The 21,552-nt window shown below is 55.3% G+C and carries 19 protein-coding genes; 1 reads left to right on the top strand and 18 read right to left on the bottom strand.

Going from position 1 to position 21,552, the window contains the following annotated elements; genetic code table 11:
* Positions 1-15: 15 nt before the first annotated feature.
* From cpsG to RVY89_RS04270, 15 genes are all read right to left on the bottom strand, one after another.
* Positions 16-1,386: a colanic acid biosynthesis phosphomannomutase CpsG gene (gene cpsG, locus RVY89_RS04340; protein WP_484827008.1), complete on the bottom strand. Its 1,371-nt coding sequence runs from the start codon at positions 1,384-1,386 to the stop codon at positions 16-18.
* 111 nt (positions 1,387-1,497) lie between these two features.
* Positions 1,498-2,934 carry a mannose-1-phosphate guanyltransferase gene (cpsB, locus tag RVY89_RS04335; protein ID WP_484827007.1) on the bottom strand — a complete coding sequence of 479 codons (1,437 nt, stop codon included), beginning with the start codon at positions 2,932-2,934 and terminating at the stop codon, positions 1,498-1,500.
* Positions 2,935-2,937: 3 nt separating this feature from the next.
* Positions 2,938-4,161 carry a colanic acid biosynthesis fucosyltransferase WcaI gene (gene wcaI, locus RVY89_RS04330; protein WP_484827006.1) on the bottom strand — a complete coding sequence of 408 codons (1,224 nt, stop codon included), beginning with the start codon at positions 4,159-4,161 and terminating at the stop codon, positions 2,938-2,940.
* Positions 4,158-4,637 carry a GDP-mannose mannosyl hydrolase gene (locus tag RVY89_RS04325; RefSeq protein WP_484827005.1) on the bottom strand — a complete coding sequence of 160 codons (480 nt, stop codon included), beginning with the start codon at positions 4,635-4,637 and terminating at the stop codon, positions 4,158-4,160. Before RVY89_RS04325 ends, wcaI begins: the two co-directional genes overlap by 4 nt.
* Before the next feature lie 2 nt (positions 4,638-4,639).
* A complete protein-coding gene (fcl, locus tag RVY89_RS04320) occupies positions 4,640-5,605 on the bottom strand; it encodes a GDP-L-fucose synthase (RefSeq protein WP_484827004.1) in 966 nt (321 codons plus the stop codon).
* Between the two features lie 2 nt (positions 5,606-5,607).
* Positions 5,608-6,729, bottom strand: a complete 1,122-nt coding sequence (gene gmd, locus RVY89_RS04315; RefSeq protein ID WP_014884502.1) for a GDP-mannose 4,6-dehydratase — start codon at positions 6,727-6,729, stop codon at positions 5,608-5,610.
* Between the two features lie 24 nt (positions 6,730-6,753).
* Positions 6,754-7,302: a colanic acid biosynthesis acetyltransferase WcaF gene (wcaF, locus tag RVY89_RS04310; RefSeq protein WP_126535008.1), complete on the bottom strand. Its 549-nt coding sequence runs from the start codon at positions 7,300-7,302 to the stop codon at positions 6,754-6,756.
* Positions 7,303-7,317: 15 nt separating this feature from the next.
* Positions 7,318-8,064 carry a colanic acid biosynthesis glycosyltransferase WcaE gene (gene wcaE / locus RVY89_RS04305; protein ID WP_484827003.1) on the bottom strand — a complete coding sequence of 249 codons (747 nt, stop codon included), beginning with the start codon at positions 8,062-8,064 and terminating at the stop codon, positions 7,318-7,320.
* A gap of 16 nt (positions 8,065-8,080) precedes the next feature.
* Entirely contained in the window at positions 8,081-9,301 is a 1,221-nt protein-coding gene (gene wcaD, locus RVY89_RS04300) for a colanic acid polymerase WcaD (RefSeq protein ID WP_029742034.1), read from the bottom strand.
* Positions 9,276-10,493: a colanic acid biosynthesis glycosyltransferase WcaC gene (gene wcaC, locus RVY89_RS04295; RefSeq protein ID WP_484827002.1), complete on the bottom strand. Its 1,218-nt coding sequence runs from the start codon at positions 10,491-10,493 to the stop codon at positions 9,276-9,278. Before wcaC ends, wcaD begins: the two co-directional genes overlap by 26 nt.
* A complete protein-coding gene (gene wcaB, locus RVY89_RS04290) occupies positions 10,490-10,981 on the bottom strand; it encodes a colanic acid biosynthesis acetyltransferase WcaB (protein WP_032642828.1) in 492 nt (163 codons plus the stop codon). Before wcaB ends, wcaC begins: the two co-directional genes overlap by 4 nt.
* Positions 10,981-11,823 (bottom strand): colanic acid biosynthesis glycosyltransferase WcaA, encoded by an 843-nt coding sequence (gene wcaA / locus RVY89_RS04285; RefSeq protein ID WP_484827001.1) that lies wholly within the window; start codon positions 11,821-11,823, stop codon positions 10,981-10,983. The genes wcaB and wcaA overlap by 1 nt, the downstream gene beginning before the upstream one ends.
* Before the next feature lie 151 nt (positions 11,824-11,974).
* Positions 11,975-14,137, bottom strand: a complete 2,163-nt coding sequence (wzc, locus tag RVY89_RS04280) for a tyrosine-protein kinase Wzc (protein WP_371897241.1) — start codon at positions 14,135-14,137, stop codon at positions 11,975-11,977.
* Between the two features lie 2 nt (positions 14,138-14,139).
* On the bottom strand, positions 14,140-14,583 hold the full coding sequence (gene wzb / locus RVY89_RS04275) for a low molecular weight protein-tyrosine-phosphatase Wzb (protein ID WP_371897242.1): 444 nt from the start codon (positions 14,581-14,583) through the stop codon (positions 14,140-14,142).
* A 6-nt stretch (positions 14,584-14,589) separates the two neighbouring features.
* Complete coding sequence (locus tag RVY89_RS04270; protein WP_014170829.1) at positions 14,590-15,729, bottom strand: polysaccharide export protein; 1,140 nt, start codon at positions 15,727-15,729, stop codon at positions 14,590-14,592.
* 693 nt (positions 15,730-16,422) lie between these two features.
* Between RVY89_RS04270 and RVY89_RS04265 the strand changes: the two genes are divergently transcribed.
* On the top strand, positions 16,423-18,006 hold the full coding sequence (locus tag RVY89_RS04265; RefSeq protein ID WP_023312406.1) for a TerC family protein: 1,584 nt from the start codon (positions 16,423-16,425) through the stop codon (positions 18,004-18,006).
* Positions 18,007-18,136: 130 nt separating this feature from the next.
* Here the strand turns inward: RVY89_RS04265 and asmA are convergent, their stop codons facing one another.
* The 3 genes from asmA to udk form a co-directional block, all read right to left on the bottom strand.
* A complete protein-coding gene (asmA, locus tag RVY89_RS04260) occupies positions 18,137-19,987 on the bottom strand; it encodes an outer membrane assembly protein AsmA (protein ID WP_484827000.1) in 1,851 nt (616 codons plus the stop codon).
* 22 nt (positions 19,988-20,009) lie between these two features.
* Positions 20,010-20,591: a dCTP deaminase gene (gene dcd, locus RVY89_RS04255; RefSeq protein ID WP_024908111.1), complete on the bottom strand. Its 582-nt coding sequence runs from the start codon at positions 20,589-20,591 to the stop codon at positions 20,010-20,012.
* Positions 20,592-20,682: 91 nt separating this feature from the next.
* Positions 20,683-21,324, bottom strand: coding sequence for a uridine kinase (udk, locus tag RVY89_RS04250; RefSeq protein WP_008500855.1), 642 nt, complete (start codon positions 21,322-21,324; stop codon positions 20,683-20,685).
* Between the last annotated feature and the right edge of the window lie 228 nt (positions 21,325-21,552).

Here is a 21,552-nt window from a genome sequence, read left to right as displayed (position 1 = left end):
CGGGAGGGGCAATTGTTACTGATTCAACAGCGCCAGAATGTCCTTCGTTCGGGCTTCCATCAGCGCCGTGTCAGCACGGGACTCCACGTTCAGGCGCACCACCGGCTCGGTGTTGGACGAGCGCAGGTTAAAGCGCCACTGCGGGAACGCCATGCTGATGCCGTCGGTGCGGTCAATTTCCAGCGCGTGAATCGCAAAGTGTTGCTCCACGCGGGCAATAGCCTCGGCCGGCTGCGCCAGCTTGCTGTTGATCTCCCCGCTCGCCGGGAATGCCGCCATGCGATCGCGCACCAGCTCGCCCAGCGTCTGCCCCTTCAGGCACAGCAGCTCGGTCACCAGCAGCCACGGGATCATCCCGCTGTCGCAGTAGGCAAAGTCACGGAAGTAGTGGTGGGCGCTCATCTCGCCGCCATAGATGGCGTCTTCTTCGCGCATGCGCTCTTTGATGAAGGCATGGCCGGTTTTGGACATCACCGGCGTGCCGCCCGCCGCGGACACCACGTCGACGGTGTTCCAGGAAAGGCGCGGGTCATGAATGATTTTCGCGCCCGGGTTTTTCTCAAGGAACGCTTCCGCCAGCAGGCCGACAATGTAGTAGCCCTCGATGAACTGCCCTTTCTCGTCGAACAGGAAGCAGCGGTCAAAGTCACCGTCAAAGGCGATGCCCATGTCCGCGCCGTGCTCAATCACCGCGTTGCGGGTGTCGTCGCGGCACTCAGGCAGCAGCGGGTTAGGAATACCGTTCGGGAAGTTGCCGTCCGGGGTGTTGTGCACCTTGACGAAGGTCACCGGCACGTTCAGCGCCTTAAAGCGGGCTTCAAGGGCATCGACAACCGGGCCGGCCGCGCCGTTACCGGAGTTAATCACCAGCTTCAGCGGCTTCAGGTTCGCCACGTTGATGTAGCCCAGCAGGTGGTCGATGTACTCTTTCTGCACGTTGATTTTTTTGTAGCTGCCGCGCTTCGCCTCGTTCACCGGCGGGAAATCATTAGCTTCCGCCAGACGCTGCACGTCGCGCAGGCCGGTGTCGCCGCTAATCGGGCGAGCGCCCTTGCGCACCAGCTTCATGCCGTTGTAATCCATCGGGTTGTGGCTGGCCGTCACTTCGATACCGCCGTCCACGCCCAGGTGGAAGGTGGCAAAGTAAATCTCTTCGGTTCCGGAAAGACCGATATCCAGCACGTCCACGCCCGCGTCCTGCAGCCCTTTCGCCAGGGCCAGCTTGAGGGACTCGCTGGTCAGACGCACGTCGCCGCCCAGCACGATGGTCTGCGGTTTTAAATATTCGCCGTACGCGCGGCCAATGCGCCACGCGATGTCTTCATTCAGCTCTTCGCCCAGCTTGCCGCGAATATCGTAGGCTTTAAAACAGGTTAATTTTTCCATGATGACCCCTTTTTCAGGCAACAGTCGGCCCTGACCACTAAATGGCCAAATTGATTTTTTTGTCATTCGTAGGCCCGGTAAGCGCAGCGCCACCGGGCATGATGCTGAGTGCTACACCCGCCCGTAGCGGTCCTGGAAGCGCACGATATCGTCCTCTTCCAGATACGAGCCGGAGCGCACCTCAATTAAGTCGAGAGGAATTTTCCCCGGGTTCTCCAGACAGTGCGTCGCCCCCAGCGGAATATAAATGGACTCGTTTTCACCCAGCAGTTTGACTTCACCGTCAATAGTCACTTTCGCGGTACCCGCCACCACGACCCAGTGCTCGGCGCGGTGATGGTGCATCTGCACCGACAGCCCCTCGCCCGGCTTCACGGTGATGCGTTTCACCTGATAGCGGTCACCGGAATCAATGGAGTCATATTTCCCCCATGGACGGTAGACTTCGCGGTGAATATGGTGCTCGTGGCGACCATCCGCCTTGATCTGCTCCACCACTTTTTTAACGTCCTGCACGGCGTTACGGTCGGCAATCAGCACGGCGTCCTTGGTCTGAACAACCACCAGATCCTTCACTCCGACCGTGGTCACCAGACCGGACTCGGCGTAGACGTAGCTGTTTTCCGTTTTGTGGCTAATAACATCGCCGTGGTGGACGTTACCCTCCGGGGTGTGGGCGCTGATCTCCCACAGGGAGGACCAGGAGCCGACATCGCTCCAGCCCGCATCCATCGGTACCACGACGGCGTCTGCCGTACGTTCCATCACCGCGTAGTCAATGGACTCTTCCGGGCAGGCGAGGAACGCCTTTTCATCCACGCGGATGAAGTCGAGATCCGGATCCACCACCGCCATCGCTTTCTCGCAGGCGTTCAGAATATCCGGGCGATATTTGCGCAGCTCTTCCAGATAGCGTCCGGCGCGGAGCAGGAACATCCCGCTGTTCCAGTAATACTCCCCGCTGGCGACATACGCCTGCGCGGTTTCCAGATTCGGTTTTTCAACAAACTGCGCCACGTCAAACGCCACGCTGTCGCCTTCACCCGGCGTCACGCTGCCGCGGCGGATGTAGCCGTAGCCGGTTTCCGGCAGATCCGGCACGATGCCGAAGGTCACCAGCTTGCCGCTCTCGGCATAAGGAATGGCCGCACGCACCGCGTCGCGGAATGCGTCTTCCTGCTGGATAACGTGGTCTGCCGCCAGGACCAGCATCAGCGGGTCGCAGTCCGGGCTGCTGCGTTTTGCCGCCAGCGCCGCCAGGGCGATCGCAGGCGCGGTGTTGCGTCCGGCAGGCTCCAGGATGATGTTTTCAGTAAGTTTGTTCAGCTGGCGCAGCTGCTCGGCAACGATAAAGCGGTGCTGTTCGTTACAAATCACCACCGGGCTTTCACACTCCACGCCGTGCAGACGGTTTACCGTCGTCTGCAGCATGGTGAGATCCCCTTTCAGGCAGAGGAACTGTTTTGGATAGAGCACGCGGGACAGCGGCCACAACCGGCTACCAGAGCCACCAGCCATCACAACCGGATACAAAGTGGTTTGACTCATGATTTATCCCCGTATATCTGCAATAAATTGGCTCAGCACGTTCTCTTTCTCGAGCGTGCGTTCGGCATATTCACGTGCCACCGTGTTCACTTTTGGCATGGCAAGCGCTTGCTCAATTCCGGTGACCAGCGCCGGGACCGATTCCGGCTCCACGCACACGGCAATTCCCGGATAGCTGTCGCACAGCTGGCCTAATTCTGTTTCGGCTTCTGCCGTAATCACCGCGTTTCCGCCCACTGCCAGAATGTTGGTCAGCTTGGACGGCAGCACCGCATCCGCGGCGCCGCGTTTTTGCACCACCAGATGGCAGTCGCCCATCTTCAGCAGCGCAGGCAATGCCTCGTAAGACTGAAGCGGGAAGAATTTCACGTTGGTCAGGCCGCGTTCGCTGACCATTTTTTCCAGCCGCGCTTTTCCACCGCCCTGCCCGACAATCACAAACATCCATGGATGTTCGTTCAGCAGTTGAGCCGCCTCGATCACGCTCTCCAGCCCCTGCTTTTCGCCGATATTGCCTGAGTAAAGAATGATTTTTTGATCTTCAGGCAAACCGAGCTGCGCGCGCAGCGACTGGGCGTCTTGCTCAGTCACGTCGCGAAAACGCGCCACTTCGGACCAGTTCGGGAAGAAGATCACCTTCTCTGCCGGGACGCCCTTTTCCTGCGCCTTGTTCATCATCGAGCGCGAGATAGTCGAAACATAGTCCACGTTGTGTAAGCCACTGCGCTCAAACGCGCTGGCGAGCTTCGCTACCTTGCCGCCCTTGCTTTTGCCTGCCATCCCCAGGCCCAGCATGGCGTCAACTTCATAATCCTGAATGTGCAGCAGGGTGCGCGCGCCGGAGAGTTTGCCCAGCAGGCGCATGCCCGGCGTGCAAAACAGCGTCGGCACCACGCCGATAATGCGATCCGGCTTCCAGCGACGCTGCGCCATCAGCGGGAAGAAACTGCTCAGGGCAAAGCTGCCGAGATGAATCAACCGCTTAAGCGTTGAGGGCTGCTTAGGCACATACAGCGGGCAGCGCCAGACGGTCGCTGCACCCTCTTCGCGACGGTAGCGCCAGCTTGAGTAGCGCTCCCCGACTTTCCACTCCGGGTAGTACGGCGGCGCGGTAATGACCCGCACGTCATGTCCCTGGCTCGCCATCCACTCGACCATCTCGCCGGTGTATTTCCCAATGCCGGTTAATTCCGGCGAGTAGTTGATTCCGTACACTAAAATTTTCATAAGCCCGGCACTCCGGACTGACGATCGGCCAGGAAATAGGCACGACTGTTGTCATGCACATTGTCGCTGGCAAGCAGCGCCTCTGGCGTCTGCCAGCGGTAGTCGTCATGCTGAGAATCAGGCAGACGCAGGTCTGCCTCACTCACCTTCAGGCGGAACCCCAGCACGATGTAGTGCGTGGTGAACCCGGTGCCTGAAAAGTTATCGTCATAGAAGTGCTGCCAGACCCCGTAAAACTGGCCCGCCGCCATCGGCAGCTGCAGGCCCAGTTCCGCCAGAGTGAGACGCTCAAACGCATCGGTAAGCCGCTCATCCTTTTGCACGCGCCCGCCGGGCACGAACCAGAAGCCCTGTGCAGGGCGGTTGGTTCGTTTCCCCAGCAAGAACTCGCCGCGTTCGTTCTCCACGATCAAATCAATCGAGATGAGCGGAGTGGAACGCACTACCGTGGCAAAATCTTCCTGACTTAAAAACATCGTTACCCCCGGAAGCGGTGCTGGTTTTCCAGGAACCACTGGTAGGTACTGGCCAGCCCCTGCTCCAGTGACACCTCGTGATACCAGCCCAGCTGATGCAGACGGGTCACGTCCAGCAGCTTGCGCGGCGTGCCGTCCGGCTTGGTGGCGTCAAACACCACGCGACCTTTGTAGCCCACCACCTGCGCGATGGTTTGCGCCAGCTCGCGAATAGTGCAGTCCACGCCGGTACCAACGTTGATGTGCGACAGCATCGGCTCGGTATTCTCCTGCCACACTTCGCGATCCAGCTCCATCACGTGAATGCTGGCCGCAGCCATGTCGTCCACGTGCAGGAATTCACGCATCGGCGTACCGCTGCCCCACACCACAACGTCCGGCGCGTTCTCGGCGGTTGCCTCGTGGAAACGACGCAGCAGCGCCGGGATCACGTGCGAGTTGCTCGGGTGGAAGTTGTCGTGCGGTCCATACAGGTTGGTCGGCATCACCGAGCGATAGTCGCGGTTATACTGACGGTTGTAAGACTCACACAGCTTGATCCCGGCAATCTTGGCAATTGCGTACGGCTCGTTGGTCGCTTCAAGCGTGCCCTGCAGCAGCTCGCTTTCGGCGATCGGCTGTTTCGCCATTTTCGGGTAAATACAGGATGAGCCCAGGAACAGCAGCTTGTTCACGTTGTGCAGATGCGCCGCGTGAATGATGTTGCTCTCGATCATCATGTTTTCGTAGATGAAATCCGCCGGGTAGGTGTTGTTAGCGACAATGCCGCCCACCTTCGCCGCGGCCAGATACACCTGGTCAATGCGTTCGTTAGCAAAGAAGTTCTGTACCGCACGGCTGTCGAGCAGGTTCAGTTCGTCGCGCGAACGGACAACCACTTCGACGTCACCGCGCTGCTCCAGCTGGCGAACAATCGCGGAACCCACCATTCCGCGATGACCGGCGACAAAAATACGTTGTTTTGTCATTCTCAGGACTCCAGCGCGATGGCAACCTCGTAGCCATGAGACTTGAGCAGGGAGTGTTTTTTCGCTGCTTCAAGATCTTTGGCTACCATCTCGGAAACCATCTCCTGCAGAGTGATTTCTGGTTTCCAGCCCAGCTTCTCGTGCGCTTTGGTTGGGTCGCCCAGCAGGGTTTCCACTTCAGCAGGACGGAAGTAGCGCGGGTCAACTTGCACAATCACGTCGCCTGGCTTCACGCCCGGAGCGTCGTGGCCGGTTACAGAAACCACGATACCTTTCTCTTCCACGCCGGTACCTTCGAAGCGCAGCTTGATGCCCAGCTGTGCCGCGGCCATTTCAACGAACTGACGCACGGAGTACTGCACGCCGGTCGCAATCACGAAGTCTTCCGGCTGTTCCTGCTGCAGCATCATCCACTGCATTTTCACGTAGTCTTTGGCATGGCCCCAGTCACGCAGGGAATCCATGTTGCCGAGGTGCAGGCAAGACTCCAGACCCTGCGCAATGTTGGCAATAGCGCGGGTAATTTTGCGGGTCACGAAGGTTTCGCCGCGACGTGGAGATTCGTGGTTGAACAGAATGCCGTTACAGGCGTACATGCCGTAGGATTCACGGTAGTTTACGGTGATCCAGTAAGCGTACAGTTTTGCTACCGCATATGGAGAGCGCGGGTAGAACGGCGTGGTCTCTTTCTGTGGGATTTCCTGCACCAGACCGTACAGCTCAGAGGTGGACGCCTGGTAGAAGCGCGTTTTCTTCTCAAGGCCCAGGAAGCGGATCGCTTCCAGCAGACGCAGCGTACCCATGGCATCAACGTCAGCGGTGTATTCCGGGGACTCGAAGGAAACCGCTACGTGGCTCATCGCGCCCAGGTTGTACACTTCATCCGGCTGCACTTCCTGCAGGATACGGGTCAGGTTGGAGGTATCGGTCAGGTCGCCGTAGTGCAGGTGGAATTTCGGGTTCGCCGCGTGAGGATCCTGATAGATATGATCCACACGTTCGGTGTTGAAAGAAGACGCACGACGTTTAATGCCGTGTACTTCATAACCTTTTTCCAGCAGGAACTCTGCCAGGTAAGAACCATCCTGCCCGGTAACGCCGGTGATGAGAGCGACTTTAGACATGTTTATATTCCTCTACTTATGAATTTAATCAGTTTCAACGCGTTCGCGTATCACCACTGCGGGGTTGCCACGGCAAATTTTATTTGCCGGTAGCGATTTAAAAACGCTGCTGCGGGCACCGACTACCGTGCCATCGCCAACAGAAACACCCGGTGCAACAAAAACATCCGTTGCCAGCCAGCATTTTTCACCAATCACAATAGGCGAAGCGGTAATATCAAAATGCTGACTCATAAAATCGTGGCTACCGGTGCACAAATAACATTTCTGTGAAACAACCGAATTTGCGCCAATTGTTATTTCGCCAAGGGTATATAACACCGCGTCATCCCCTACCCAGGCGTAATCCCCCAGCGTCAATTTCCACGGATAGGTAATTTTTACCGAAGGTCGGATGACTACGTTTTTTCCTATTTTTGCGCCAAACAGGCGCAATAAAAATGCTCGCCAGCGGTACAGTATTTGCGGTGACCAGGCAAACAAGGTGGCCTGAACGGCCCACCACAGCTGCACTTTAATACCGCCCGCGCCCCGAAAACCTTTCGGTACGGAGAAACCTTTCAGATCCTGCATTACGTTTCCTTATATTCAGACTTTGTTATATAAGGCTTTCGTTTTACCCGTGGTGCGCACGCGCAATAAATAAGACAATTCCGCCCAGAATGCTGGTACGCGTAATATTTTGCGCTGTACGTTTTTGGCATCCTGGCACAATTCCAGATTATTAGACGTTGACACGCCGCCCATTGAAAATTCAGATACCAGCCCTTTAATTCGACGGAACGGGTAACCTGATTTATACAGGCTGGCCGCCAGTGCATAATCCGAAGACACTTTATACTGCAAATCGTAAGGCTGTTTTTTCAGACCTTTTACCGGGAAGAAAATGGCCTGATGGCTGGCAGGCAAGCTGTGATAGATATACCAGCCTGGCTTCGCGCTGCGACACACTTTATGTCCGTCGCCAAAATCGAGCAGCGCATCGCCAATATACATGGCGTCCTCTTTCTGGCGAGCCAGCTGACGGGCAAATAGCGCCACGTCATCATGGAAAATGTCGCCCGAGTTCAGGAAGATGGCATAACGGCCTTGAGCCATGTTAATGCCTTTATTCATTGCATCGTAGATGCCTTTATCTTTCTCACTGATGTAGCGTAAGTTGAACTCACCGTTGAGTTTTTCCAGAAACTCCGCCGTGCCATCGTTCGAGCCGCCGTCGACCACAATCCACTCAAAGGTGAGGCTTGGATCGCGCGCCAGGTTGCGCAGCGAGCGCCAGGTTTTTACCACCCCTTCGTAATTACGAAAAGCGACAGTAATGACGCTAAGAAACATAAATCACCTCATTTCGTCATACGTTCGTAATATTAAGCGCTTTGCGCAGAATAAACGGACAGACAATCAAGAAAGCATATTCCGGGCTAAATATTGACCCGGTAAAAAACAGCGACACCGGAGTAAAAAGATAAAGCTGAACGCGAAAGTTCTGGTTATCACCAAACGCGTTAATCATCATTTTGAAAACTTTAAACAGATACCACAGGGTCAACAGTACGGCGAACCACGAAAAATAAATAATTAACAGATACAGACCATTGTCTATGGTTTTACCGACATCCGCACCGTTAAAGATTCCGAATGATGCAACATATTCGTAAAGTGAGCCGAATCTTACTACCCCATCAATATGGGTTAAGGAATAACCCACCATCACCAGTGGCCCAATGATGCGATAATAGGACGAAGATCCTTCCGTTCCCAAATCACCCAGACGCTCTGAGATGTATGGGAAGGCAAATATCACGCCTACCATAAATACCGTCAGAGAGATAATCGCCAGCGGCAGTTTTTTCTTAATCGCATCTTTGTTCAGGTACTGGAACGCCCACTCCAGCAGGTAAAACAGGATAAATGTCATTACCCCTGAGAACGATCCAGACAGAACAATTCCTGCAAGAATCATAGCATCGGTCTTAGGCGTTTTGATACCAAACTGTTTGATGCTGAGCCAAATTGAGATTAACGCCAGAGCGAAAAACGCCGGTTCAAAATAGAGGGCCGTAGTACGCTTTCCGCCAAACTTGATGAAGTTCAATACATAGCTGTTACTGTAAATGAGATATTTCGAAATTATCTCCATCAGGCTGCTGCCGCCGGTCAGAATAATCTGCGCCATCTCCAGCGCGGCAAGCATAACAATTAACGCAACGGCAATATAAAAAAACCTAAGGATTTTCCGATAATTGTGCGGAGAAATAGTTTTAAACCGAATACTCCAGACCATTCCGATAATAATAACAATATAAACAAACAGCATGGTCGACGTGACGTATTTACTGGCATCCAGCGACTGGCCAAAGATGTAGTTAAACAGCGTCAGGCCCGTGCCCAGCCCCAGGGCAATCATCAGCTTCTTGAGGTTGATTTTATCGACATACAGCAGAAGCAGAACGGGCAAGAAGGTCACGATGGTTATCGGGAAGCTTTCGCCAAGCTGGGCAATTTTGACGTTGACCAGCAGATAAATCAGCGGCAGCAGTAGATAACTACAGATTCTGATAGAACGAGACATATTCCTCCAGCATCTGTTGTCCACTGTAGGCCTTGCGGCTGCGGTTGCGGAACGATTCCAGGTCAGTGCCAAAAACGATCTCAGCAATCTGCGCCTTCGGCAGCTGTACCAGGGGCAGGACTTCCTGCTCCGTGAAGGTTTTCCCGCCTGATTTTTCCAGCACTTCACGCGCCGCATCGCTGTGGGTGGCGATCACCGGCACGCCGATAGAGAGCGCTTCGCAGAGGATCAGCGGGTAGTTATCCACGCGGGAGCTGAACACCAGCGCGTCCATTTCATTCAGCGCGCTCATCAGCTTGCGCTTGTCGGTCTCAAACCCATGGTTCACCACGTTGGCCCCTTCGAACGGTGAAAACTTGCCGAATGTATGAAGTTCTATTTTGTCACCCAGCGCCATCATGTCGCGCACCAGCTGCTGGTTGGTTTTACCGTCGTAGCGCAGGTCATGCGCAACGATAGCGATTTTCGGTTTGCCCGCGGTTTTCGCCACCGGGGTCAGCTCGGCAAGAATGGCTTCCGTCGCCACGTCGATCCCGTTGTTGATAATCTGACAGCGCCCTGCCCCGTACAGGCTGTTGAAGGCATCGGCTACGTGCTGGCTCGGGGAGATAAAGGTACAGCCGAGCGAGAGCATGTCGCGGAACAGCTGGCGCTTTCCGTCCACCAGCTGATGCGCGCGATCCACCTTCACCGGCGGGTAGTTGCTTAACGTCGGGCACTTCTGGCAGTTATCTTTCCAGCCTTCGCAGCCGTCGGTAAACGCGCAGCGGCCCGTCACGCTCCAGTGATCGTGCAGCGTCCAGATGAAACGGGTGTCGGGCTTGTGGGCCTGCACCTTCTGACAAAACGCCACCACCTCTTCCAGATTCAGCCAGTAGCTGTGCAGCACGTGAAAATGCAGCACAACCGGGCCGGTAGTGCGGGTCACCGTACGGTAAAGCGTGTTCAGGTTGCCAAACAGGTCGCGGTTAAACAGACGGAACAGCGCAATGTTGGCAATCGAGGTCAGACGCGGCGTGTGCTTATGCACCTGCGGAAAATTATCGTGGCTGACGCTTTTCTTGCCGCCTTTGCCGTAGCCGTAAATAAAACGAGACTGAAGTCCTTTTTGCAGCGCGCGCTGGTGTAGATCCAGGGCTACGCCTGCCGCTCCGCCTTCTGCGAGGCGTACGTTAAATTGCAGAATGTTCATTTAATCACCTTCACGCGGGCTTTTTCTCCCACCACCAGCGCGTTATCCGGAATGCTGTCCAGCACCACGCTGCCAGCACCAATCGTGACGTTGTTACCAATCGTGATGTCACCAACGATCACCACGTTCGCCCCCAGCTCGACGTTATTGCCGATGACCGGGCAGGCAAGGCTGTCAGGGCCGCGGTTGCCAATGGTTACCGCATGACGAATGGTGAAATCATCCCCGGCGACCACGAATTTATTGATCACCACCGCATAGCCGTGATGGATGGTAAAGCGGCGGCCAATGGTGGCAGCGGCCTGGATTTCATAGCCGAAAAAGCATTCGGTGATGATGCGGTACAGCACCAGCACGGGTGCCGCCCAGATATTGTTGAGCACGTTTTTCTTACGCCACACCGAGCAAAAGTGCGCGATGCGGTACGCCAGAACCATGCAGCACGGACGCAGGCTCCAGCTGTTAGCGCGGCAATCTTCCAGAAACATTATTTCCCCCGAAGTCCATCAGCCAGGCGCTTGCCGTTACGCACGGAAAACAGCGTCAGCAGCGTGCGCCAGTTCATGCGCTTATTGCGGATCTGATAGAGGGTAAAGAGCTGATATTTACGGCTGGCACGGTCAAACTTGTCCTTGTGCTTGCGGTAAAAATGGAAGTAGCCGGAGAACTTTTTCGGCGAGGAGGTGATTTGCATCTCCCCGTGGTTGATGTGCAGGATCTGCGTGGCATCTTCCACTTTCCACGGCTCGCCATATTCCACCACCATGCGCAGGAAGATATCGTAATCCTGCGCGGCCTTGAGTTCGGTATCGAACAGGCACTCTTTGAAGCGCCACGCCCAGGTAAAGACCTGGTTACCAATAATGTTGCGCTTGTAGAACAGGCGGCGGGAGTAAGGTGATTTCGGATACAGCGGCAGGCTCGCGGGCTGCGAGTACACCTCGCCCTGGCAGACATAGTCGTTGGCATACAGGAAAGCGTGGGTGACCAGCTGCTCTTTATGCGACAGGAAGACAGACAGACGGTTCGGCGTCCATTCGTCGTCGTCGTCGATGCCGGTCAGATACTGCCCTTTGGCCTGCATAATCGCCTGATTACGCACAGCACAGGCGCCTGAGTTAATGGCGTTGTGCGTATAGACCACCCGCGGGTCGTTGAGGTCAGTCACAAACTTTTGCAGCTGTTCATACGAGGAAGAGCAGTCATCAACGATGATCAGCTCCCAGTTATCGTAATCCTGACGTAACACCGACTTGATTGCGCGAATCGCCAGCTGCTGACGATTCCATGTCGGCATATAGATTGAAACTAAAGGGCGTTGTGTGATCATTTTTTCCCCTCACCCCGGCCCTCTCCCCAAAGGGGAGAGGGTGAAAGGCAGCCAGTGGTTATCATTACGTTCGTCCCCCAAATCCAGCACCGAACAGTCCCCTCTCCCCTTTGGGGAGAGGGTTAGGGTGAGGGGTGTGGGGGGTGTTTTGTTATTTACTGTCAGACTTGTATTCGTATTCGTAATAGCCGTAATCCTGGTACCCGGTCGCGCGGCGGAAGATGGAGTTCAGGATCACCCCTTTCACCTCAATCCCGTTCTGCTCGAAGCGGCTCAGGCTGGTTTCCACCTCTTTCAGGGTATTCACCGCGTAACGCGCTACCATCAGCGTGGTGCCAGCGTGGCGGCCAACAACCGCTGCGTCGGTCACGGCCAGAATTGGCGGCGTATCGATCAGCACCAGGTCGTAGTTTTTACTCGCCCACTCCACCAGCTCGGTGAAGCGCTCGCTCATCAGCAGCTCGGACGGGTTAGGCGGCACCTGACCGCGTGGGATCAGGTCAAATTTCGGCACCGTTGTCGGTTTCGCGCTCTGGCTAATGTCACCTTTGCCGAGCAGGATTTCCGACAGACCGTTAACGTTGTTGGTACCCAGCAGTTCGTGGGTATAGCCCTTACGCATATCGCAGTCGATCAGCAGCACGCGCTTGTTGGTCTGGCTGACCACCGCCGCCAGGTTGGCGCAGACGAAGGTTTTACCGATTGACGGACTCACGCCGGTCAACATCAGGACGTTGTTTTTGGCCTGCAACATGGCGAAGTGCAGACTGGTACGCAGGCTACGGATCGCTTCGATGGCGAGGTCGGTCGGATTACCCACCGCCAGAAGCTGGCTCTGTTTGTAACGCTTGACGCCCTTGATGGTTTTGACGCGGTCACGGGATTTTTGCCACTCAGACAGCGGAATGCTGGCATAGACGTTGATACCGCTCTCTTCCAGCACCTGCGGGCTTTCGATACCGCGGTTGAACAGCGAACGCAGCAGCACGCCCACGATGGAGAGCATCAGGCCGAGAATAATGCTGCCGAGGATGATCAGCGCTTTCTTCGGCTTCAGTACGCCAGGCTGGGTAATGGCCGGGTCGACGATGCGCACGTCACCCACGGTACTGGCTTCGGTGATTTTCAGCTCCTGCTGCTTGTTCAGCAGCTGCATGTAAACCTGCTGTCCGGACTCCACGTCGCGGGTCAGACGCACGATCTCCTGCTGCGTTTTCGGCATCGCGGTCACGCGGTCATTGAGCTTCGCCTTCTCCTCTTCCAGCGTGCGGCGTTTCTCCAGCAGCGTGCGGTAGGCCGGGTGACGTTTGGTATAAAGCTTGGAAATCTCCGCCTCTTTGAAGGTCAGCTCGTTGAGCTGCGCATCAATGTTGACCATCGAATCAAGGACCGATTTCGCCTCCAGCGGCAGGTCAACGGAGTCTTTATCCTGACGATAGGCGTTCAGCTTGTTCTCGGCATCATCAAGACGGCCGCGCACTTCCGGGAGCTGTTTCGCGAGGAAGGCCAGGCTTTTCGCCGCCTCCGCCGACTTACGCTCAACGTTCTGCTCAAGATAGTTGCGGGTAATGCTGTTCAGGATGTCGCGGATTTGATCTTTATCTTCACCGGTAAAGGTCATGCTCAGCACGCCGGTGTCCTTACCGTTTTCGGTGACGGTCAGGTTGTTTTGCAGATTGTTGATCATCCCCAGCGTGGAGAATTTGGTGACGGTAAATTCACCACCCTCCTGGGCGTTAATCGCGCTGACCATCATGCTGACGCCGTCTTTGGTCAGCATCTGCCCCACTTCGCCGCGGGCGCTAAAACCCGCGTCGCTGGTTAGCTGGTACTGTTTCGGCCCCAGAACCGTCAGGGTAAACGTCTGATCGGCAGCCCCTTTCGGCAGCACGAAGTCAGTCACTTTCACCGTGTCGTTGCTTCGCCCCATCAGACGATCCCAGCCGGCACCAAAGACTGGGAAGGTATTTTTGGTGACGGAGATATCGAGCCCGAGGTCGTGAACCGTTTTGCCCAGCACCAGGCGTGACTGGATGAGCTGAATTTCAGCGTCGGAGGCCGGCGGCTTGTTCGCCAGCGCGGAGCCAATGTCCTGCACCAGAGAGTTGCCGGTATTCTGCTCGATCTGCACCAGCGCGTCGGCACTGTAGATAGGGGTGGCGAACAGCGTATAGACGACGGCCGCCGCCGCGAACACGGCGGTAATGCCCAGCACCCACCATTTTGCCTCTACAACAGTGCCGACCAGGCGCCCAATATCAATTTCATCACTGCCCGAAGTCGGGGCGGCAGAAGGTCTTGTTTTTTCTGTCATTGTTATCCCTGCTGAACTTTCAGTGCCTGCGCCCACTGTTGGGCAGACTGGTCAAGTAAGGTGTAAACCGCCTCAAAGGCCTCATGGCTTTTGCGATACGGATCGGGGATTTCACGTTCATTGTCCCAGTGACCAAACAGCATCACCTTGCCGCGCATCTCTGGAGCGATATCGCACAGCGCATGAATATGGCGTTTTTCCATCGCCAGGATCAGGTCATACTCCCGGCACATGCGGCCAGTGACCTGGCGGGCCACGTGACCGTCGAGAGAGAGGTGATGATCCCGCGCCACGCTCGTTGCGCGCTCATCGGCACCTTTACCGACCAGTGCACCCAGCCCTGCCGAATCAACGGTCAGTTCGGGCTGGTAGTGTTTCAACAACCGTTCAGCCGTAGGGGAACGACAAATGTTCCCCACGCATACCACCAGAATTTTGTTAAACATCGCGGATTACCAGGTATGAATGTCGCGCGCCGTATCCGTCATGTAGCGAACGCCACTGATGGTTGGCAGCAACTGGTTGATCAGACGGTTCCAGCGGGCAACCGGCGCGGTGGTGACATACACCACATCGTATGGCTGGAGACGGAACTCCGTTGCCATCACCAGAGAGGTCGCATCGGACATATCCAGCTGGTAGATGTTGGCAATCTTGCCTTTCGCACTACCCTCACCTTTCAGCGGACGGATAACGAAGATACCGGTCGCGTTAGAGGTCGTCAGATCGATACCCTCAGCATTGCCCAGCGCTTCGGTCAGCGTCATACCGCTGAAGTCCATTTTGAGGGTGCTCTGTTTCTTCACTTCACCCATCACGAAGACTTTCAGATCGTCATTGCGCGGCACGTAGAGAATGTCGCCCGGATAGAGCAGGCGGTTCTGGGTCAGATCGCCGTTTTGCATCAGCGCCTGCAGCGAAATGCGCTGCTCCTTCCCGTTGTGGGTGAGCACGACATTGCGCCAGTCGGCACCGTCGGTTAACCCGCCCGCGGCGTTAATGGCATCCAGTACGGTCAGAGGAACGTTGGTGATGGCCTGCTGGCCGGATTTGTTCACCTGGCCGGAGATATAGGCTTTTTGCGAGCGGAATGCGGCGATATTAACGTCCACCTGCGGATCGGCGATGTACTGCGCTAAGCGGCCGGTAATATCACTACGGATCTCGGCAAGCGTTTTCCCTGCAACATGTACTTTACCAATGTAGGGATAGAACATGGTGCCATCTGACTGCACCCAGTTACCGGTGTCGCTTGAGCTGCGGTACTGGCCCGCTGGCGTGGTCAGTTCGGGGTGGTCCCAGACGGTCACGTTGATCACGTCACCCGGACCCACGCGATACTGGTAGGACGCAATTTCCTGGTCCAGCGACATATTCGGCTGGGCAACATTCGGACGTGGACGTAATTGTTCGACCAGTCGAGGCGTAAGTGGATAAACATTCACCATTTTGTCGAGATCAAAATCGGCATCCTGTTGCTTGATCACATCCTTACCCATTGTTGACATATTGCTGCCGGGAAAGACCGTGCAACCACTCATCAAGGTCACAGACACCAATAATGGCATCAATTTCATTTTGGATTTCATCATTGATTATTTATCACTTTGGCAGAGTAATTATCCTGTGCAATTTAAATAAGCTCGAGTCGTATTGGGTTTCAGCATGCAGTTAATCAAATAGAAATATAACTGGCATCAGTCCTAAAAAAAGCTTATTCATCCATTGGCTATTGACAGAATAATCGAGGCTGATTCACACGCTTTCAGGCACGCTACCGCCCTTGGCTTTCAGTTACCAATCCACTGACTAAACAATGTGTTATGGATAGACACCCTCTTGAGCAAGGTCTTCTGGAAATATATCAGTCGCTTGAGAAACCCGACGGATAATGAATAACCATCTCCTGAAGACCGAACATTAATAGCAACACCGAGATTTAACATTTGATGCTGGGAGAATTGTTGCAGCTAACCTAATAGCAGGCAAGGAGACAACTGTCCTAATATCGGTTTTTAAGATTAATATTAAGAGCAAATTTTTGACCTTTTAGGATTTTCTTTATATTGACAAGATGAGAGTAAAAAATACCGCCTGCGATATATCCTAAAATGCTATCCCTGCAATTAAATATTCGCATTTCGCTTATTTACACATTATTGAGAATGCTCTCTTTTTTAAGCGCCGTATTAAGAGAAATCTCAGCCCGGCATTGCAATTTCCCCCAGCTTTATCCATGATCGAAGTGTGACATTCGTCATATAACAGAAGGTATTGCTATTACTATGGAATGGATTGCCGATCCCTCAATCTGGGCCGGGCTGGTTACGCTGGTCGTCATCGAGCTGGTGCTCGGGATTGATAATCTGGTTTTTATCGCCATCCTTGCTGAAAAACTGCCGCCTTCCCAGCGCGACCGCGCGCGCGTGACGGGTCTGCTGCTGGCGATGGTGATGCGGTTACTGCTGCTGGCTTCTATCTCCTGGCTGGTGACGCTCACTCAGCCTTTGTTCTCCATTCACGGCCTGAGCTTTAGTGCCCGCGATCTGATCATGCTCTTCGGCGGGTTGTTCCTGCTGTTCAAAGCCACGGTGGAGCTCAACGAGCGGCTGGAGGGCAAAGACAGCGAGAACCCCACCCAGCGCCGCGGAGCGAAATTCTGGCCGGTAGTGGCGCAAATCGTGGTGCTGGATGCGGTCTTCTCCCTTGACTCGGTGATCACCGCCGTCGGGATGGTGGACCACCTTGCGGTAATGATGGCCGCGGTGATTATTGCCATCACGCTAATGGTAATGGCCAGCAAGGCGCTGACCCGCTTTGTAAACAGTCACCCGACCATTGTGATCCTCTGTCTGAGCTTCCTGCTGATGATTGGCTTTAGCCTGGTGGCCGACGGTTTTGGCTTCCATATTCCGAAAGGCTACCTGTACGCCGCCATCGGATTCTCCGTCATGATTGAAGCGCTCAACCAGCTGGCGATATTTAACCGCCGCCGCTTCCTGTCCGCGAATCAAACCCTTCGTCAGCGCACGGCCGACACGGTTATGCGCCTGCTAAGCGGTAAGAAAGAGGATGCGGAGCTGGACGCCGAATCCTCCGCCATGCTGGCCGACCACAGCGACGGGCTGATCTTTGACCCGCAGGAACGACGGATGATCGAGCGGGTGCTCAATCTGAATCAGCGGACGGTCAGCAGCATCATGACCTCGCGGCATGACATTGAGCATATCGACCTGACGGCACCGGAAGAGCATATTCGCGCCCTGCTGGATAAAAACCAGCACACCCGCGTGGTGGTAACCGGCGGTGAAGAGGAAGAGGAACTGCTGGGGGTGGTGCACGTTATTGACCTGCTCCAGCAGCAGCTTCACGGCGAGGCGCTCAACCTGCGCGTACTGGTGCGCCAGCCGCTGGTTTTCCCTGAGGGGCTACCGCTGCTTTCCGCCCTTGAGCAATTCCGTAACGCGCGTACGCACTTTGCCTTTGTGGTGGATGAGTTTGGTTCGGTGGAAGGGCTGGTGACGCTCAGCGACGTAATGGAAACCATCGCCGGTAATTTGCCTAACGAGGTGGATGAGATTGATGCCCGCCATGATATTCAGAAAAACGCAGACGGTTCGTGGACGGCGAACGGCCATATGCCGCTGGAAGACCTGGTGCAATACGTGCCGCTGCCGCTGGATGAAAAACGGGAGTATCACACTATTGCCGGTCTGCTGATGGAGTATTTGCAGCGTATCCCGCAGCCGGGAGAAGAGGTTCAGGTAGGCGACTATCTGCTCAAAACGCTACAGATTGAAAATCATCGCGTGCAGAAGGTTCAGCTCATCCCGCTGCGGGATGAGGAAGAACTGGATTTTGAGGTTTAGGTAAAACAAAACGGCAACCGGGTTGCCGTTTTAGTATTTGCTCCCTCTCCCGTGGGAGAGGGTCGGGGTGAGGGCATCAGGCCGCACTGGCTGCCTGGTAAGGCGGAGCCGCCACCCGGCGCAACGAACGTCAAAGCTTATCCAGCAGCTTCTTCATATCCTTGCCGTCCTGTGAATCTTTATTGCGATCCGCCCAGCCGCTAAGCCGACGTTTCGCTTCATCCTGCAGATGCTTGCGCAGGATCTGATCCACCTCCAGGCTGTAATTCAGGGCCTGCCATTTGCCGTATACGGTCAGCGGGACCGGCGTCTCTTTCAGGAAGTCGATGAGCTTGCTTTCCCCCTGCCAGCCGGAAAGTACGCGCACGTTAAAGCGCGTGTCCGCCGTCTCTTTCACCAGATCCAGCTTACCTTCACCGGTCATTGATAACAGTGAAGAGGCACCCTGCATACCGTCGAGTGTGAGTTGTCCGTTGTCCAGCGTCAGGTCCGTGGTGAAGCTGTCGAGGCGCGTGGCACTGTCGTAGTTATCCTGGACCTTCACATCGCTGCTGCGCTCAACCGCCTGCTGCACCAGCTGCTGGAAGTTAAGCCCTTCCATGCGGGAATTTTTCAGATCAAGATGCGCCTGTCCCTGCCACTCGCGGCGGAAAGCATCGGCATCAATTTTCGTGCCTGAGAAGTCACCCGCGAGCGACAACTGCCCCGTCAGGGATATCGGGTAGTTAAACGCTTTCAGGATAGTGCCAATCTCAACGTTGTCGAGACGCGGCTGGAATTCGGCGCTGGCAACGTCTTTACGGACGTCCAGCGTGCCGGGCAGCGAGAGATTCCCTGCGCCCATCTTACCGCTCAGCTCGGAGATCACCAGCAAACCGTTATGGTTAAACATCTGGCTGCTCACGTCGGTAAAATCAATGCCGCGCCAGCGCAGGCTATTGGCTTTCAGCAGAATATCCGCTGTGAATCCGCGCAGAGCGTTATAGTCAGGTTGATCGAGATTAGACGAGATAACCGGACGTGAGACCGGCGCCTGACTTTGCCCCGTCTGCGTGGCATCGCTGTCCGTGGCGCTGGCCGGCAGAGGCGGCAGCAGGTTTTCCAGATTGAGCTTGTCAAACTGTAAATTCAGTACCCACTTAGGCTTCTCTTCGAGCGTGACGCTCGCCTGCCCTTTGAGGCTACTGTCATTTGCCTGCAGGTTGAGGTTATCCAGCTCCAGCTGCTTTTGCTCTTCGCGCCACACGGCCTGCAGCGTTCCCTGCCCCGCGATCCCCTGGGTGGGAAGATCGGCCCCCGTCAGCTGCCAGTTCAGCTGCTGGATGTCGGCCGTAAGCTGATGCGGATAGTCTGAGGCGTTGACGCTGGCATTCAACGACAGGGTCAAATCGCGCTGATCGCGGTTCACGCGCCCGCTAAACTCCAGCGACGCTAAATGGTGTGCATCCTGTTCCATCTGCAGGTTAATGTTGCGTACGGTCACCTGCTCCTGGTGCTCATGCTGGAAAACCAACACGCTATCGGCGACTTTCAGCTTGCCAATATCAAAGGACCAGCCGGTATCGGACGGCTCATCAGGAAGGGTATTTTCGCGCGGCGCAACCGGCGCATTGGCATCACGCACGGCTTCGGTTTGCGGGGTGAGCTGGATCACCGCGCCCTTCAGCATCACCTGCTTAACCTGCAGCTGATGGGAAATAAGCGGGATCAGCGCCACATCAAGGCGCATGTTGTCTGCGGACACCAGCGGCTGGGACGCCCCCGGTGCCGTGAGCGACATGCGGCCAGAGAGAATGCTGAGCTGCGGCCAGACGTGCCAGCGCAGCGGCCCGTCAAGATTCAGTTGATAACCACTGCGCGCCTCGACCTGCCGCACCATGTAAGCGCGGAAATCGTTGGGGTTAACCAGCAGAACCAACGCCGAAAGGCCAGCCACCAGCACCACCAGCAAAATCATCAGCGTTGTCAGAACTCTTCTCATGGCATCCTCAATGGGCTAACGATCAGTCTTTATCAATACGGCTGGCAACCGCGCCCTGCTGGTCGCGATATTTTGCGTCCTGCCGACGGTTGTAAGGACGATCTGCCGGGCCTGACAGCGGTTCAAAGCTCAACGCGCCGATCATCATGCCCGGGCGCAGCGCCAGCGGCAGTTTACCGGCATTAAAGAATTCCAGCACGATACGCCCCGACCAGCCTGGATCGATACGGTGCGCGGTCACGTGAACCATCAGCCCCAGTCGCGCCAGCGAAGAGCGGCCATCAAGCCAGCCGACGAGGTCCGCAGGCAGGGTGACGGATTCAAACGTCACCGCCAGGGCCAGTTCACCCGGATGCAGATAAAAGGCTTCGCCATCGTCGATAACGATTTCGTCACTCATCACGCGATCGAGCGCGGCGCTGACTTCGTCCTTCGGCCCGCTGAGGTCAATGAACGGTGCGGTATGGCCGCTAAAGGTGCGGAATTTATTCCCCAACCGGACATCAACGGTCACCCCATTGATACGCTCAACAGGTGGACGTGGGGTAATAGACAAACGGCCTTCATCCAGCCAGGCTTCTATATCGCGATCACAAAGACGCATGCCTCTTTCTCCTTTCATGCATCGTACCCTGAGTCGGTAAGCGCTCAGGGTAAAACCAGGTTATCTCTGAACGGTACACAATTCACGCGGCTTATTCAAAAAACTGGCTGATTTTCGCTTTTAAGATATCAATCGCAATGCGGTTTTTACCCCCGCGCGGCACGATGATATCGGCGTATTGTTTGGAGGGTTCAATAAACTGCAGGAACATCGGGCGGACCGTTTTCTGGTATTGCGCCATCACGGAGTCCATCGAACGGCCGCGTTCATTCACGTCACGCTTGATGCGGCGCATCAGGCAGATATCCAGCGGAGTGTCGACGAAAATCGAGAAGTTCATGGATTCACGCAGACGGGCGTCGGTCAGCAGCAGGATGCCTTCAAGGATAATGACCTTTTTCGGCTCGATGCGGATGGTTTCCTGCGTGCGGGTGTGTTCTACGTAACTGTAAACGGGCAGCTCAATCGCCTGGCCGCTCTTAAGCGCTTCTAAATGCTGGAACAGCAGGCTGTGATCCATTGCATTTGGGTGGTCATAGTTGGTTTTAACGCGTTCTTCCATCGACAGATGGGATTGATCTTTGTAATAGCTGTCTTCGGGAATGACGCCGATATGCTCATCACCTACTTGTTCACGCAGTTCGCGATAAAGCGTACTGGCAATTAGACTTTTACCTGAAGCCGATGCGCCGGCGATGCCTATAATGACGCACTGATGAGACTTATCAGTCATAAATTTAGCGACCTGATTAACCTGGATGTTAAGGAAGGACGACGCCGGAGCGTCAAACGCGGCAATTATAGGGATTTCGCGGGCGTGATACCAGTCGAAAGCACAGGTTCTGCGAGACTGGCCGAAAAGTAGCGCTTTATTCCCTGAGTGAAATTTAAATGAACGTTTTTTCAGCGTTTAACCGTTTTTTTTCACGGAGCCTCTATTTAATAAGTCTGTGGTGTCAAA

The sequence above is a fragment of the Enterobacter sp. 3U4 genome, assembly GCF_057224565.1.
Note: the sequence above shows the minus strand (reverse complement) of the source record. Positions and strands in the feature narration are given on the sequence as shown.

Coding starts and splice junctions, on each gene's coding strand:
- wzb (WP_371897242.1), bottom strand. CDS start 14,583: ATGTTTAACAAAATTCTGGTGGTATGCGTGGGGAACATTTGTCGTTCC.
- wcaC (WP_484827002.1), bottom strand. CDS start 10,493: ATGAACATTCTGCAATTTAACGTACGCCTCGCAGAAGGCGGAGCGGCA.
- wcaB (WP_032642828.1), bottom strand. CDS start 10,981: ATGTTTCTGGAAGATTGCCGCGCTAACAGCTGGAGCCTGCGTCCGTGC.
- RVY89_RS04265 (WP_023312406.1), top strand. CDS start 16,423: ATGGAATGGATTGCCGATCCCTCAATCTGGGCCGGGCTGGTTACGCTG.
- wcaA (WP_484827001.1), bottom strand. CDS start 11,823: ATGATCACACAACGCCCTTTAGTTTCAATCTATATGCCGACATGGAAT.
- RVY89_RS04325 (WP_484827005.1), bottom strand. CDS start 4,637: ATGTTTTTAAGTCAGGAAGATTTTGCCACGGTAGTGCGTTCCACTCCG.
- asmA (WP_484827000.1), bottom strand. CDS start 19,987: ATGAGAAGAGTTCTGACAACGCTGATGATTTTGCTGGTGGTGCTGGTG.
- cpsB (WP_484827007.1), bottom strand. CDS start 2,934: ATGAGTCAAACCACTTTGTATCCGGTTGTGATGGCTGGTGGCTCTGGT.
- wcaE (WP_484827003.1), bottom strand. CDS start 8,064: ATGTTTCTTAGCGTCATTACTGTCGCTTTTCGTAATTACGAAGGGGTG.
- fcl (WP_484827004.1), bottom strand. CDS start 5,605: ATGACAAAACAACGTATTTTTGTCGCCGGTCATCGCGGAATGGTGGGT.
- wcaD (WP_029742034.1), bottom strand. CDS start 9,301: ATGTCTCGTTCTATCAGAATCTGTAGTTATCTACTGCTGCCGCTGATT.
- RVY89_RS04270 (WP_014170829.1), bottom strand. CDS start 15,729: ATGATGAAATCCAAAATGAAATTGATGCCATTATTGGTGTCTGTGACC.
- wzc (WP_371897241.1), bottom strand. CDS start 14,137: ATGACAGAAAAAACAAGACCTTCTGCCGCCCCGACTTCGGGCAGTGAT.
- udk (WP_008500855.1), bottom strand. CDS start 21,324: ATGACTGATAAGTCTCATCAGTGCGTCATTATAGGCATCGCCGGCGCA.
- wcaF (WP_126535008.1), bottom strand. CDS start 7,302: ATGCAGGATCTGAAAGGTTTCTCCGTACCGAAAGGTTTTCGGGGCGCG.
- dcd (WP_024908111.1), bottom strand. CDS start 20,591: ATGCGTCTTTGTGATCGCGATATAGAAGCCTGGCTGGATGAAGGCCGT.
- wcaI (WP_484827006.1), bottom strand. CDS start 4,161: ATGAAAATTTTAGTGTACGGAATCAACTACTCGCCGGAATTAACCGGC.
- cpsG (WP_484827008.1), bottom strand. CDS start 1,386: ATGGAAAAATTAACCTGTTTTAAAGCCTACGATATTCGCGGCAAGCTG.
- gmd (WP_014884502.1), bottom strand. CDS start 6,729: ATGTCTAAAGTCGCTCTCATCACCGGCGTTACCGGGCAGGATGGTTCT.